Origin of the sequence: Chitinophaga sancti (genome assembly GCF_034087045.1) — a bacterium.
Classification (GTDB): domain Bacteria; phylum Bacteroidota; class Bacteroidia; order Chitinophagales; family Chitinophagaceae; genus Chitinophaga; species Chitinophaga sancti_B.
Genome location: NZ_CP139247.1, coordinates 3,276,039 through 3,290,910 on the forward strand (window position 1 = coordinate 3,276,039; position 14,872 = coordinate 3,290,910).

9 protein-coding genes are annotated in these 14,872 nt (G+C 46.4%); 2 read left to right on the forward strand and 7 right to left on the reverse strand.

Annotation, left to right across the window (positions count from 1 at the left end; translation table 11 throughout):
• Window positions 1-114: 114 nt before the first annotated feature.
• Both SIO70_RS13695 and SIO70_RS13700 read left to right on the forward strand, forming a co-directional pair.
• Complete coding sequence (locus tag SIO70_RS13695) at window positions 115-1,722, forward strand: glycosyl hydrolase family 18 protein (RefSeq protein ID WP_320581419.1); 1,608 nt, start codon at window positions 115-117, stop codon at window positions 1,720-1,722.
• A gap of 87 nt (window positions 1,723-1,809) precedes the next feature.
• Window positions 1,810-3,222, forward strand: coding sequence for a T9SS type A sorting domain-containing protein (locus SIO70_RS13700; protein ID WP_320581420.1), 1,413 nt, complete (start codon window positions 1,810-1,812; stop codon window positions 3,220-3,222).
• A 244-nt stretch (window positions 3,223-3,466) separates the two neighbouring features.
• Here SIO70_RS13700 and SIO70_RS13705 read toward each other — a convergent pair whose 3' ends face one another.
• The 7 genes from SIO70_RS13705 to SIO70_RS13735 all read right to left on the reverse strand — a co-directional run bounded on the left by SIO70_RS13705 (window position 3,467) and on the right by SIO70_RS13735 (window position 14,863).
• A complete protein-coding gene (locus SIO70_RS13705) occupies window positions 3,467-4,585 on the reverse strand; it encodes an efflux RND transporter periplasmic adaptor subunit (RefSeq protein ID WP_320581421.1) in 1,119 nt (372 codons plus the stop codon).
• Window positions 4,586-4,589: 4 nt separating this feature from the next.
• Entirely contained in the window at window positions 4,590-7,829 is a 3,240-nt protein-coding gene (locus tag SIO70_RS13710) for an efflux RND transporter permease subunit (protein ID WP_320581422.1), read from the reverse strand.
• 4 nt (window positions 7,830-7,833) lie between these two features.
• A complete protein-coding gene (locus SIO70_RS13715) occupies window positions 7,834-9,222 on the reverse strand; it encodes a TolC family protein (RefSeq protein WP_320581423.1) in 1,389 nt (462 codons plus the stop codon).
• Between the two features lie 27 nt (window positions 9,223-9,249).
• Window positions 9,250-10,590 (reverse strand): sensor histidine kinase, encoded by a 1,341-nt coding sequence (locus tag SIO70_RS13720; protein WP_320581424.1) that lies wholly within the window; start codon window positions 10,588-10,590, stop codon window positions 9,250-9,252.
• Between the two features lie 8 nt (window positions 10,591-10,598).
• Complete coding sequence (locus SIO70_RS13725; RefSeq protein WP_320581425.1) at window positions 10,599-11,282, reverse strand: response regulator transcription factor; 684 nt, start codon at window positions 11,280-11,282, stop codon at window positions 10,599-10,601.
• A 386-nt stretch (window positions 11,283-11,668) separates the two neighbouring features.
• The gene (locus tag SIO70_RS13730) at window positions 11,669-12,712 is read right to left on the reverse strand and encodes an NAD(P)-dependent alcohol dehydrogenase (RefSeq protein ID WP_320581426.1); all 1,044 of its coding nucleotides are present in this window, start codon (window positions 12,710-12,712) and stop codon (window positions 11,669-11,671) included.
• Between the two features lie 201 nt (window positions 12,713-12,913).
• Complete coding sequence (locus tag SIO70_RS13735) at window positions 12,914-14,863, reverse strand: gliding motility-associated C-terminal domain-containing protein (protein ID WP_320581427.1); 1,950 nt, start codon at window positions 14,861-14,863, stop codon at window positions 12,914-12,916.
• Window positions 14,864-14,872: the final 9 nt, after the last annotated feature.

Consider the following 14,872-nt stretch of genomic DNA (forward strand, 5'->3'; position numbering starts at 1 on the left):
AATAATCTAATGGCTAATAATTCAATGGTCAAAAATTCAATAGTTAATCATTCGGAGGCCAATAATCTAATGCCCATTAGACCACTGGCCAATAGACCATACAACCAATAGCACATGCAATCACTATACCGCAGGAGCCTTTGTCTCATGGCAATCCTCCTTACCCTTACCATACACGCCTTTTCCCAATTCAAGGTAATCGGTTATTTCCCTACCTGGGAAGGAAGTGTCAGCGCTATCCAATACAGCAAACTGACCCACATCAACTACGCCTTCCTCATCCCTAATTCCGACGGTAGTTTGCAGGCACCGGACGATCCTACAAGATTAAGAAACCTCGTCACAGCCGCCCATGCCGCAGGCGTAAAGGTTATCATCTCTGTAGGTGGTGGAGGTGGAGACGTTGGCTTCCGCACCTTCTCCCTCACATCCAGTGGCAGAACCACCTTTGTCAACAACATGGTGGCCTTCTGTAACACTTACAACTTAGATGGTGTAGACCTCGATTGGGAATACCCCAACGCCGGTACCCAGGCCACTGCATTTGTGACCTTAATGTCCCAGCTGGCCACCGCCATGCATGCCAATGGTCGTGTCGCTACAGCAGCTGTAATCGGTCTTTACGGTGATGATAGTTTTTTAAGTACTTTGTTTCCGGTGGTAGACTGGCTCAACATCATGGCATATGATGATAACCCACCAGATCATTCCACCTACAACCTCGCCGTTCAATGTATGAATTATTGGCTGGGCCGTGGTTTACCAAAAGAAAAAGCGGTACTGGGCGTGCCATTTTACGGTCGTCGTGACTGGAGTGGCGATTTCAGTTTTGCCAACCTCTTAAGCATGGGTGCTGACCCATATGCTGACCGCTATGGAGATATCGGCTACAATGGCATTACCACTATCCGTAACAAGACGACACTTGCCCTCAATGTAGGAGCTGGCATCATGATATGGGAAATCGCCCAGGATGCTACAGGTGCCAATTCATTATTGACAAACATCAGGGATGTCGTTAATAACGGCAATACTTCCACAGCTCCTATTGGCAAAACCATCTGGTTCAAAGGGAACAACAGTCAGTACGTAAGCTCAAAAGGCAACGTCAATCCTATGTATTGCAATGCAACCGTAGTTGCCGGCTGGAACCAGTTCCTTGTGGGTGATGGTGGTAACGGAAAAATTACATTAAGCAATGGCGGATATTTTGTATCTTCTGAAAACGGAGAGCAGGCCATGAACTGTAACCGTGCCGTGGCGGACGATTGGGAGAAATTTGACTGGATACAAAATTCGGATGGTACGGTATCTTTACGTGGAAATAACGGTTTATATGTCTCCTCCGAAAATGGAGCTGCCGCTATGACCTGCACCCGTACGACCGCACAGGGATGGGAAGCTTTCTCATGGGGAGAAGTATCCGCTGCAAGAATAGCAGCAAGTGCAGATAGTGTGGTAAGTTTGAAAACCGAAAAGGGATTGGTCGTATATCCCAATCCTGTCAGCAAGGGTACTGAACTGACCATAAACGTAGCAGGATATGACGGAAAATCCCCCTTGCAGGTATTCGTAAAAGATATCTATCAACGAACTTTAATAAATAAGAAAGCGGGAACTGCCCGCGTTAGTATTTCCACTGGTAACCTGGTCCCCGGGATGTATGTAGTTGTGATCACCTATGGCAATCAGATATTTACAAAACAGGTCCTGATACTGTAAAAGGTATCCTTACAGGACCGGTCATTGCGCATATGACCGGTCCTGTGTTTCCACGATTTTTTTATCACCCCCTTATAATCAATAACCATGAAAAGAAAAGTACTGTATGCGCTTTTATTGATGGGCTGCTCAGCCTTTAACCGGGTAGATGCACAAACGCCACCTGCTACCTGGCAGGAGCACTGGTTTGAGCACAATCAATTATTGACACGGGTATTTTACGACAACGATGTCGCTGTGTATTACGACAGTGACGTAAGCACTGCTGTTACCTGGCCCTACCAATACATGGGCGATGTATGGCGGTACACCAAGAAGACCTATGGCTGGTTTGGCTCCGATCCGCATTTATTTGCCGTACTTCATACCAACAAGTACAGTGGTGGGCACCCTTCCGGTTATTTCGATGCCAGTCATGACAACCGCGACGTGGCAGACGTAGGTCCGGGTCCATGGACAAGTGCCACAGGTGGTGATCATGACCTGCTCACGCACGAAGTAGGTCATATCGTAGAAGGGGATTCCAAAAATGCGCATAACTCTCCTGCATTCGGCATATGGGGAGATAGCAAGTGGGCGGAAATCTACATCTACGACGTATACAATGGTCTGGGTATGACCAGCGATGCGGCCAGGGTTTATACCACATTTACCAATACGACTGACAACTTTCCTGTTGCCGGTACACATTGGTTCCGCGACTGGTTTTACCCTATTTACAGCCAGTATGGTGGCAGCAAAGTACTGAACAGGTATTTTGTATTATTATCTTCTTATTTCCCCAAGAGCGGTAGCGATTATGCCCGTTCACTCAACATGGGTGAGTTTATTCATTTTTGGAGCGCTGCGGCTGGCGTAAGTCTGAAATCACAGGCAACCACCGCATTCGGCTGGAATTCCACGTACGAAAGCCAATTTAACCAGGCACAGATTGATTTTCCAATCACATATGCACCAGTGACGATCGCTGCGTACATGTACCAGGACATCAATTATGGCGGTTATGGTATCTCATTGCCAGTTGGTAGTTATAACCTGACGGCTTTAAAAGCCTATGGTGCTATCAATGACGACATTACATCTGTAAAAGTAACAGCTGGTTATAAGGTGACTTTGTATGCAGATGACAATTTCTCCGGTGCATCACTGGTACTTACCTCAGATGTATCATTGCTGGATGTAAGCACCTGGAATGACAAGGTAAGTTCAGTAAAAGTAGAAGCGGTGACAACGGCGGCGGCAGAAAAAGAGAGTGCAGATGTGACGGTATATCCGAATCCGGTATTGAAAGGTGGTATGCTGACCGTGAATGTGGGTAAGTATGATGGGAAGGAGCCGGTATATGTATCAGTTGTAGATGTGAATAAGAAAGTGGTGGCAGAGCGGAAAGATAATGCGGCCAGGATTGCGCTGGAGGTGAAGGATTTGCCTGCCGGGGTGTATGTGGTGATTATCACGAATGGCAGGAAGAGTTATACGAAGAAGATAGTGATTCAGTAAATTTTTACTTTTAGTAAAAAGAGGGTGTTCCGATTTTTCGGGGCACCCTCTTTTTTTACCCTGATTGATTCATTCAAAAAAAAGGAAGCATCTCAATTGAGATGCTTCCCTTCCCGATGCTTTTTCCAGTCTTTCGTTCCTTCTATTCTTTCTGTTATTCCCCGATGGTTTCCGTTTATCAATATCTTAACCTGTTGAGTATTTATTCCTTTATAGTCATCTTAACCAATCGGTACCTATCTGATTATTTATCTTTCTGTAACGCTGTCTTCTTTATTTCCTGACCATCCCTGTTCTCTTCTGTCGCTGTCGCCACAATCATATCACCTGCTTTCAGATCGCCAAACACCTCTATCTTACCATCTACTTCACGACCCGTAGACACCGGCACATGTACCGCCTTGTTATTCTCTACCTTCACCACAAACACCTGCACTGTAGAATTCACCACCGCGGTCTTAGGCAGAATAAACGCGCTATCCGCTGTATTCATCGGGATGTTCACTTCTGCAATCATACCCGGCAACAGCTTTTTGTCATTATTCGTCACATCCATTTCTATACGCTGTGACCGCAGTCTTGCATCCAGCGCACCGGCCAGGCGGTTTACCTTAGCGGTGAACTGCTTACCCTGGTATGCTTTTACTGTGAAATTCACTTCACTGTTGCTACCCAGATAGCTGGTGTATGACTCAGGCACTGAGATAACGAGACGCAGTTTTCGCTGTTCCTGCAGTGTTACGATAGGCAATTCAGAACCTTTACCGGTAGGACCTACATATGCCCCCGCACTTACATTACGTGCCGTAATGATACCGGCAAATGGTGCACGGATCTCCAGGTAATTTCTGGTATCTGACACTTCTCTGTAAGAAGACCTGGCTGCTTCCAGGTTAGCAAGGTCTGAATTCATCTTCGCCTTTGCCTGATCCAGGTCGTTTTTAGACACTGTACCTGGTGTAAGACTGGTGGTATATAAACGATCGTAATTCGCTTTGCTGGCCAGGTAAATCGCCTCCTGTGATTTCAGCCGGGAATCAGCCGCATTCAGCTGAGCCGTCAGCTCAGGAGCTTCCATGGTCACCAGGAGATCGCCGGTGTTTACTTCAGAACCTACATCTACATTCAGCTTCTTTACAAAACTGCTCACCTTTGCATAGATATCTACCTGCTGAAAAGCAACCAGCTCACCCGGCAGCTTCAGGGTAGACGAGAGCTTTCCTTTCTGAATGGCAACTACTGGTGTAGCCGGAGCTTCAGTTGCGGCACTTTCTTTTTCTGATTCACCTTTTGTGTGTCCGCAACTGGTCAACAGCAGCATTGCGGGTAAGCTGCACAGTAATATTATTATATTCTTTTTCATATGACTATTCATACAAGGATGGTACATAGTTTTTACTTTCTTTATCTTCCGGATCCAGTGATACAGACTTCGTGCTTGCCTTACCCTGTGCCCATGAGAATACAAGTGGCAGTAAGAAGAGGGTGCTAAAGGTGGAGGCAATCAGACCACCAATTACCGCACGACCCAGCGGAGATGTCTGGTCACCGGTTTCACCCAGGCCACTCGCCATTGGGATCATACCCGCCACCATCGCTAAACTCGTCATCAGGATCGGACGCAGACGCAGTGCCACTGCTTCTTTTGCAGAGAGCAATGCATCGCCATTATGACGGCGTAACTGCTCTGCATTTGTGACCATCAATACCGCGTTGGATATCGATACACCCACAGACATGATGATACCCATATAAGACTGAAGGTTCAAGGTTGAACCTGTTAATATAAGCAGTGAGAGCGAACCTAACAGTACCGCAGGTACGGATGCCAGTACGACCGCCGATACCTTGAAGGACTGGAAGTTGGCCGCCAGCATCAGGAAGATCACGATGATCGCTATAACCAGGCCATTCTGCAAACTATCCAGCGTATCTGTCAGCGTTGACGTGAGACCTACCAGGTCTACGTTCAGACCACGTGGCATTTCGCCCAGTGATTTGATCGCTTTGTTCACTTCTGTAGTCGCCGTACCCAGGTCAATGTTATTGAGATTAGCTGTTACTGACAAGGTAGGCATCGCACCAAGGTTATCTGCTTCACCCAGTGTAGTATCTGGTGTGATGGTCGCTACATCGCCCAATACCGGACGTGCACTGTTGGGCAGTAATGGTAATTCCTCGATGGCATGAATGTCTGTCATTTTATTTTCCGGGATCTCTACCTGTACGTTATAGCTCAGGTTCTGCTTTTCATCTACCCATACGTTTTTCTCTGTATAGCGGGAAGATGATGTAGATGCCGTGATGGTACGGGAGATGGTCGCCAGATCAATGCCCAGTTGCGATGCTCTTAAACGGTCAATCTCGATCTTCAGGGAAGGGTACCTGGTAGATTGTCCCAGCTGTACGTCGCGGAGGAAAGGGATTTCTTTCAGCCGCGCGATCATTTTATTTGCATATTGTTCCGCCTGTTTCCTGTTTCTGCCGGAGAACCGTACCTCGATCGGGGTAGGTGAACCCTGGCTCAGGATTTTTTCAGTCAGTTCAATTGGTTCGAATGATGGCCGCACATCAGGTTCTACCTGTTTTAGTTTTGCCCTGATCTTATCTTTCAGTTCATCTATATTCGTTTTATATTCTTCTTTCAGGGCTACCTGGATAACTGCTTCCTGCGGACCTGCCATCCACAGGTAGATAGGTGCAGTAGAGAAGAGACCCGGGTGCTGACCGATATAAGCCGAGGTGATAGACACATTCTCAGGGCCTACCAGGTCTCTGATCATATTGATCGTCTTCAGTGTTTTAGCTTCTGTTACTTCGGCACGGGTACCGTCCGGTGCCCGCAAACGAAGCTGGAACTGACCTCCATTACTATGTGGCAATACATCTCGACCAATGTGGTTCAGCAACAATACCACCAGACCCAGACCGCCAATAATATATACGGTAACGATCAGCTTACGCGCTGGCAGGATACGCTCCATGAAACGCATAAAACGGTTACGGAATTTATCGAATTTAGTCAGCGGCGCATCGTGACCACCATGCGGATGTTCAACAAGTACTTTCTTTTCATCCCAGGTATCGTCTTCCAGGCCATCAGGTTTGTAATCCTGTGGAGTGCCATGACCATGTTCTTTCATGAGCCAGTTGGCCATTACTGGTACAAAGGTCTGCGCCAGGAAATAAGAAACGATCATCGCAAAACCAATTGCAAGCGCCAGTGGCAGGAACAATGAACCTGGGATACCACCCATGGTAAATGCCGGTGCAAACACGGCGAGGATACAGAAAAGGATGAGGAGTTTCGGGAAGGCGATTTCCTTACACGCATCCCAGATCGCGAGGCCCTTCGGCTTACCCATATCCAGGTGCTGGTGTATGTTTTCTATCGTCACGGTACTTTCATCCACCAATATGCCGATGGCCAGTGCAAGACCACTCAGTGTCATAATGTTGATCGTCTGCCCTGCTAACTTGAGACAGAGTACTGCCGCAATGATAGAGGTGGGGATCGTGAGGATTACAATGAGTGCACCCCGTGGGTCACCCAGGAAGAGTAATACCATCAGACCTGTAAGCACCGCACCAATTGTACCTTCACTGATCAGACTCTTTACAGCGTTGATTACATATACGGACTGGTCAAATTCAAAAGACAGCTTTACGTCATCTGGCAACAGTGCCTGGAATCTTGGAATCGCTGCTTTCAGTTTTTGTACCACATCCCATGTAGAGGCATCACCATTCTTTGCCACGGAGAGGTAGATAGAACGACGTCCGTTTACCAGTGCATAACCGGCAGTGATGTCTGCACCATCTTCCACCGTCGCAACGTCGCGGAGGAAGAGTGTTTGGGCACCACCCCTGAAGAGCGGAATATCTTCGAAATCTTTTATAGTATGGATGGTCGTGTTTACTGGTGTGATATAATTCTTTTCACCAATACGCACATTACCGGAAGGAGACACCTGGTTGTTGAGGCGAAGGGCTTCAACTACCTGGTCAGGAGTCATGTTGTGGGAGCGGAGCAGGGTAGGATCCACTTTGATCACCACGGTACGGATGTTACCACCAAAAGGAGGAGCCGACAAGAGACCTGGGATCTGTGTGAAGGACGAACGCACATAAGTATTAGCGAGGTCCAGCAGTTCGTTGTTATTCCTGATTTTGCTACTCAATACCAGGTTACCAACAGGCAGGGTAGAGGCGTCAAAGCGAAGAATAAACGGCGGTTGCGACCCAGGTGGGAAGATGGCCTGGGCCCTGTTACAGAAGGCTGCGAGCTCCGCCTGTGCCTGTGCCATGTTAGTACCCGGATAAAAACTCACTTTCAGGAGTGAGAGGCCCTGTATATTTTTCGTCTCTATGGTTTTGATACCATTTACATAGAGGAGGATGTTTACATATTGTTTACCAAAAAATGCTTCCATCTGGGTAGGGGTGTAACCACCGAACGGGTGCGATATATACATCACCGGGAGGTCCAGCTTTGGAAAGATATCCACCTTGATGGTCCTAACCGCGCCCACACCGAAGAAGAACATGGCGGCCACGATCACCAGGATGGTGATAGGTTTACGTAATGCTGATCTTATCAGGTTCATCTAATTAGAATTCATTTATGAAAAGAGAAAAATTACCACTGGCGGCTGCTTTCAGGAGCAATGCCTGCCATACGTTCGTGTACGCGATGTCACGGTCTGTTTCTGCACGGTTCAGTGTGTATAACACCTGTGTCACATCCACGATCGTATTCAGCCCGTTTTTGTACAATACAGTGCGCTGGTTGAAAGCATCAGATGCTGATGCTACCTGGATGGGCGCTTCCATGTAATTGTTCAGTGCATTCTTCATTCTGGTTTCTGACAGTTTTAACTGCGCGGTGAGCTGTTGCTTTACGAGATCATATTGATCCTGTATACCTGATGCAGTAAATTGCTGGGCAGATACCTGTTTATTGACCCTGAGTATAGAAGTTAAGTTCCATGTTACGCCGATTCCCAGCAGATAGTTGCTACGGCTGGGCTTCACACCATCCCAGTAAGCATGTGTATAATCTGACTGATCTGCGGCGTAGTTGGTACCAAACCCGGAACCTCTTGTTTGCATCGTACCGAAGAAGGAGAAGGTGGGGTAATACAGTCTTTGCAAATACTTAGCCTGTTCCTGGTTTACCCTGAGTTGTTGCTCATAGTACTTCAGGGTAGGGTTGTTTGCGATGTCAGCAGAATCTGCAACAGAAGAAGGGATCTGCTTGATGAACACCGTATCGAGTACGAACTCCTGTACCGGCACTCCCATGAGTACTGCCAGGTTGTTGGCCTGTGTCTGCTCATTGTCTTTTGCATTAGTATAGGCGATACGTGCATTGGATACTTCTGCATTGGCAAGGGATGAATCTACGCCGGCGATCAGTCCATTGTTCACACGTGTCACGACTACAGCGCGGAAGGTATCAGCCCTGTCCAGGTTGTTCTTCCAGCTACGGGTGAGGCGTTGTGCAGCGAGTAGGTTCAGGTAAGCAGCAGCTACCCTTACTTCGTGCTGAAATTTTTCCTGTGTCAGGTCAGCAGAGTCTCTCTGAACAGTGGCCTGTGCGGTTTTGATCTTTTCTTTAATACGGCCAAAGGAGAAGAAATCCCAGTTTACATTAGCCAGGTATAATCCACCAAAAGCGGAGTTCCAGTTGTTCTGTGCCAGGGTAGGGCCTGATGATGCAACGGCAAGACCATTCAAACCGTAGGAGGGACCATAGATACCGTTGATAGTACCGTAATCCTGCTGTCCAGCTACGTTCACGTTAGGAAGGTATTCCCGCTTCACGGATTGCGCTGTTGACTGGGAGGCTTTTAAGTAGTTGGCTTTAGCCTTGATGGTCCCGTAGTTGGCGAGGGCTGTCTGCACTGCATCCTTTAGCGTCAACACCTGTGCGTGCGCCATCTTCGCTGGTCCGTACAGGAGCAGGAGAAAGAGGCAGACGAGTTTTTTTCTTTGCATGATAATTGAACATTAGACCATAGTACTTCAATGTAGGAGCTTTGGACGTGGCGTGAGCACTTCCTCCGTAGTCGCTGACTTTAAAGTACTTATTGATTCATCGAAAATAATTTGAATAGTGTGCCATCCTTCGGCGTAGTCGTACTGGATGGTGAAGTGGTTGAGATCGCAGATCTGTTTTACGATTGCGAGACCGATACCAATGGAATCACTTCTTCTGTTGCCTTTTTTGAAGCGGTGGAAGAGTTCACTGGTAGGGACTTCAGGAGGGACACCTGTATTACTGATCACAAATTTTTCCCTGGTGAGGCCGACGGTTATCTTTCCATTAGTGATATTATGACGGATGGCATTGCTCATCAGGTTGCCCAGGAGAATGTCTGCAAGGGCGGGATGCAGCTGAAGAGCGATACTTTTATTTATATTGGTGGACAATGAAATGGATTTCATATCCAGCAATTCCGAAAAGCTGTTTAATGTTTCTGTTACCAGGCCGGAGAAGGAGATGGTGCGTTTATCATCATATTCATTATTCTCCATTTTGGCCAGCAGTGTCAGGGAGCTATTGATCCTTGATAATTTCTCGATGGCATTCTGCATATCACTGATGAGTGACATAACGGTGTCTACGTCTTTGCCATGCAGGTATGATTCTGTGAGCAGTTCCAGTTTGCTGCGCAATATAGCAAGTGGAGTCTGCAATTCATGGGAGGCGTTCTCTGTAAACTCTTTTAGCGCACGGTAGTCATCCAGTGCTTTGTCTGTCATGTTATTTAAGAAACTATTGAGGGCTTTCAGCTCTTTGGCATTGGGTACCGGCAATGAAAGTCTTTGTTTCTGTTTTACATTAAAGCGCTGTATTTTTTTCAGTGTTCTGTTGAACGGTGCCAGAATGATACGGGATACGAACCTGGCAGACAATGCTGTGAGCAGGAACAGGATGGAGAAGATCCAGATAAAGGAGCTGGCCAGTCCCGTAAGGATTTCGTTTGCCTTCGTAATATAATTATAGGAACCGATACTATAGTAGGTGCCATTTATATTATAATAGGAGGTAACCGTGAGGCGACATTCCCTGTGTTTAAGCAGCGAGTTGTAGAAGGTATGTTCGTACACTTCATACTTATTTACAGGCACTTCATTTTTGTTCAGTATTTTAATTTCGGCGGGTCTGCCACGGAGGTAAGTATCCGGACTTACGCCGTTGCGCATAGTCTGGGCCATGAGGTCATTGTAGACCTTCAGACGGCTTATTTCTGCCTCATCTATCTCTGCTTTCACTTTATAGTAGGCAATGCCTATACCTGCCAGCATTGCTGCCAGCGTGATACATAGATACCATAAAGTAAATTTGTTGACGAGTTTCATGACCTTTGTTATGATGCGGTTGTATTGAACTTATAGCCTAATCCGTACACTGTGTTGATATAATCACCTCCATTTGCTGCATGAATCTTTTTACGTAAATTTTTCACGTGCTGATACACAAAATCAAAATTGGAAAGGTTGTCGGTATAATCACCCCACAGGTGTGCTGCTATTGATTGCCTGGAAAGTACTCGGTTCTTATTCACAATAAAATACAACAACAGGTCGAACTCTTTGGGGGTTACGTCAAGTGCTGTATCATTAACCAACGCTTCCAGTGTATCTGTATTCAGCCGGATCTCATTATAAGTGACAATATTACTGCCTTGTAGTTTCTTTCTCCGGTATACTGCTCTTAGTCTTGCGTGTAATTCGGGTAGGTGGAACGGCTTTGTCAGATAGTCGTCGGCACCTCCTTCCAATCCATTGATCTTGTCATCCAGTGAATTCTTTGCGGAGATGATGACCACACAGCTGTCGAGCTTTTCGGCATGGATCAGTTGTAAGAGGTCAAGACCATTTCCATCCGGCAAAGTGATATCGAGCAGGATGCAGTCGTATTGAAATGAGATTAATTTATTGTGCGCGTCATTGCTGGTGTAGCTTACCTCACACAGATATCCTTCTTTTTCAAGGAAACTAGTGATGCTGGCAGCCAGCTCTATATTATCTTCAATGAGCAGTACTTTCATACAGCTGCAAGATTCGTTTTAAAATTTGAAGCAATTTTGAAGGTGGGTATTAAACAAAAAGGACCCAGTTGAGAAACGTGGATCCTTTTTGCCTTATACTTTTTGAAAATTGCAATCATGACGCAAAGATGGTAAGAATCCGGGCGATTTTTATTGTGCTATTCAAACAAAAAATTGTAAAATTCAAAGATTTTGAAAATAGTTAAGTCACTTTGTTAAAATACCGTGACAATTCGGCCAGAATTAATGTTTCCTTAAAAAGCGCTTAAAATTTGGGGAAGGGCTGGGTTGTAAAAATGGAATATATGGATGGCGGAATGAGGGGATGAGTGGTAGGGTGTTTGGGAATTAAAATAAGCAGGCTTTTAGCCTGCTTATTTTAATTATTACAGTGTTGCCATATCAATTACAAAGCGGTAACGTACATCGCCTTTCAGCATTCTGTCGTACGCATTTTGTATATAAGGCATCTCAATCAGTTCGATATCAGACACAATGTTGTGTTCGGCGCAATAGTCCAGCATTTCCTGTGTTTCCTGAATACCACCGATCATAGAACCAGTGATAGACTTACGGCCTGCGATCAGTGCAAAAGCATGCACAGAAGCCGGTGTTGGAGGTGCACCCACACAAATATGTACACCATTGGTCTTGAGCAGTCCCAGGTACATACCATAATCATGTTCTGCAGATACGGTATCGATAATAAAATCAAATTTGCCCCTCGCAGCATTTACCTGTTCCTGGTCGCTGGTGAGCAGGAAGTGATGGGCGCCCAGGCGCTCAGCATCTGCTTTCTTGGATGGAGAGGTGCTCAGCATGGTCACTTCTGCGCCAAAGGACACGGCAAATTTCACTGCCATGTGGCCGAGGCCGCCAAGACCCAGTACACCTACTTTATGGCCTTTACCGACCTTCCAGTGGCGAAGTGGAGACCAGGTAGTGATACCTGCACATAATAATGGTGCGACTGCAGGCAGGTGCAGTTTGTCAGATACCAGTAATACGAAGTCTTCGCTTACTACGATCTTGTTGGAATAACCACCGTAGGTAACGGTTTTCTTATCCTGCTCATAGCTGTTGTAAGTGCCGGAAGAACCATTCAGGCAGTACTGTTCCTGGCCATCTGCGCAGCTTTCACACTCACGGCAGGAGTCTACCAGGCAACCTACGCCTACAAGATCACCGGTTTTGAATTTCTTTACATGTGCACCTACCGCAGTGACACGGCCTACGATTTCATGGCCGGGTACCATTGGATAGATGGAATTTCCCCACTCGTTTTTGATCTGATGCAGATCTGAGTGACATACACCACAATATAAGATGTCGAATTGTACGTCGTGAGGGCCTGGTTCTCTTCTTTCAAAATTGAAAGGTCCTAGCTGTGCCTGGGCGTCAAACGCAGCATATCCTTTAGCTGGAATCATTTCTTTGTAATTAATAAACGTGAGGAAATAGAAGTTGCTTCTCTACGAGCGCGAAGGTACGGGGGATGGGGGGGATTAAAAAGGGGGGGAGGACTATTAAAAAAGATAGCGGAGAAGGATCACTTCCGCCTTTGGCGGAAGTGATCCTTCTCCGCAGGAAAATTCATTTTGTCGGCCATGGCCGACAAAATGAATTTTTATTTATCTCAACAGATTGATTGCACCTTTCTTTGTAATGATCGTTTTATCGTTTTGTATCACCCGGATGGTATACATATACACCCCCGTCGGTTGTTTCTTCCCATTATAAGTACCATCCCAGCCGGTGCCTAACGTTGTCGTATGGAAAATCAATTCTCCCCACTGATTAAACACCATCATATCCAGTGCGGCAATTGTATTGCCTTCTGCTTTGAAGATATCATTTAATCCATCTCCATTTGGCGTAAAGGCATTCGGCACATAAATCGGATCTGCTTTCAGCTTTACTGTCAGACTATTCGCATTGTTCTCACAATTCAGTGCACCCAGTGCGACTACTGTGAGCGTCACACTATCTATCATCTGTGTCGTGATTGTATGGGTAGTACCTGTTGGCCCCGAACTAGGATCGGTATATGCACCGCCATTTACAGATACGAGATAACCGGTAGCAGCTGGTACCGGATCCCAGGTAAATGTGATCGTACTGCCTGATGTATTATCTGCTTTAATGTTCGGCGCATCTACTTTTTCAAATGGGATCACTGTCACTTGCGTACGCTGACTCACACAGGAACCATTCACTGCTTCTACAAAATAAGATGTGTTGCCAATAATAGCAGGTGTTGTAAAGCTTTCACCTGAACCAAGGTTATCACCACCAGAGATCAAGGGGTACCAGTTATATGTAAGGCTATCAACAGGATTAGTGACCAGTAACGTTGCTGTGCTATCCGGACATACTGAAGGCGCTGTAGCAACAGGTGCATCTGGTTGTGCATTCACCGTGATTTCAACACTGTCTTTTACAATACAACCAAAAGCATCTTCTGCCGTCACTGTATATTGTGTAGATGCCGCAGGTGTGATGATCATGCTGGAATCACCAATGGCACCGGGTTCCCATGTGTACTTTACAATCTGGCCACCTGTAGGCACTGCATATATCGTAGTAGATGCCCCCGCACAAATTGCCGCAGGTCTTGCCTTTGCCGCAATCGTGATCGGTGAGTTCTGCGAGAGCGTGGTATCAAACTGCGTTACACAACCATTCCCATCCATGATACTTACTGTATACGCGCCGGCAGCCAGATCTGTAGCTGTATTGGTAAACTGGGCCGGGTTTGTATTCCATGCCAGCGTTATTGGCGCAGTACCTCCACTTACAGCTACCGTAATACTACCATTGGAATACCCACAGGTAGCAGGTACCGTGGTCGCCGTTGTTGTCAACGGTACAAATGGCACCGCAGATATAGCTGCTATCACAGCACGGGAATCCGCACCACCGCCAACGATGTAATCAAAGGTAACAGACGATAATAACTGTGCTTGATTATCACAGGGCACAGGAATATCCACTGCATACATGCGTGGATCATTGCTGCTTAATCCTTCTACAGTATAAGGAGGCGCTGTCAATCTTGGTATACGACCAATGGCATTGATCATAGGGTTACTACCACCAAACCAGTCTGCCACTGTGAATGTACCCACATTGATATCAGGTGCATTCACAAAATGCAGTGTCACATTGAACGTACTGGACTGCTCTGTAGACCATGCCAGTATACTGATCTTGGAATAAGCCGCAGGTGTGAGCAATGTATAGGTACCTGTAGTGGCACTACCCGGTGCAGTTGCATTGGCAGAAAGAAATATTGCATTCAAACTATCATAGTTTTTCAGCTGGTAAGTACGCGTACCATTTACAATCGTCCCGTTATCCGGTAACCCGGCTGCAAGACTATTCGTGGCTGCGAAGGTAGCTGTATACAATACTTTTAGCTGGAGGTCAAGTCCGACAGTGGTCACTGCCGATGCATCGGTACCTGTTTCTGCAAAGGCATCGATGGCATACCCGGTAATCGGTACGGGGGTATACGTTTGCCCATAGGATTTGCATAGGCAGAGTAGTAAGAAAAGAGAGGCGAAGTAGATTCGTGTCATGGAAATATA

Excerpts from the sequence above, each read along its gene's own strand:
- SIO70_RS13720 (WP_320581424.1), bottom strand. The coding sequence starts at position 10,590 with ATGAAACTCGTCAACAAATTTACTTTATGGTATCTATGTATCACGCTG.
- SIO70_RS13730 (WP_320581426.1), bottom strand. The coding sequence starts at position 12,712 with ATGATTCCAGCTAAAGGATATGCTGCGTTTGACGCCCAGGCACAGCTA.
- SIO70_RS13705 (WP_320581421.1), bottom strand. The coding sequence starts at position 4,585 with ATGAAAAAGAATATAATAATATTACTGTGCAGCTTACCCGCAATGCTG.
- SIO70_RS13725 (WP_320581425.1), bottom strand. The coding sequence starts at position 11,282 with ATGAAAGTACTGCTCATTGAAGATAATATAGAGCTGGCTGCCAGCATC.
- SIO70_RS13710 (WP_320581422.1), bottom strand. The coding sequence starts at position 7,829 with ATGAACCTGATAAGATCAGCATTACGTAAACCTATCACCATCCTGGTG.
- SIO70_RS13700 (WP_320581420.1), top strand. The coding sequence starts at position 1,810 with ATGAAAAGAAAAGTACTGTATGCGCTTTTATTGATGGGCTGCTCAGCC.
- SIO70_RS13715 (WP_320581423.1), bottom strand. The coding sequence starts at position 9,222 with ATGCAAAGAAAAAAACTCGTCTGCCTCTTTCTCCTGCTCCTGTACGGA.
- SIO70_RS13695 (WP_320581419.1), top strand. The coding sequence starts at position 115 with ATGCAATCACTATACCGCAGGAGCCTTTGTCTCATGGCAATCCTCCTT.
- SIO70_RS13735 (WP_320581427.1), bottom strand. The coding sequence starts at position 14,863 with ATGACACGAATCTACTTCGCCTCTCTTTTCTTACTACTCTGCCTATGC.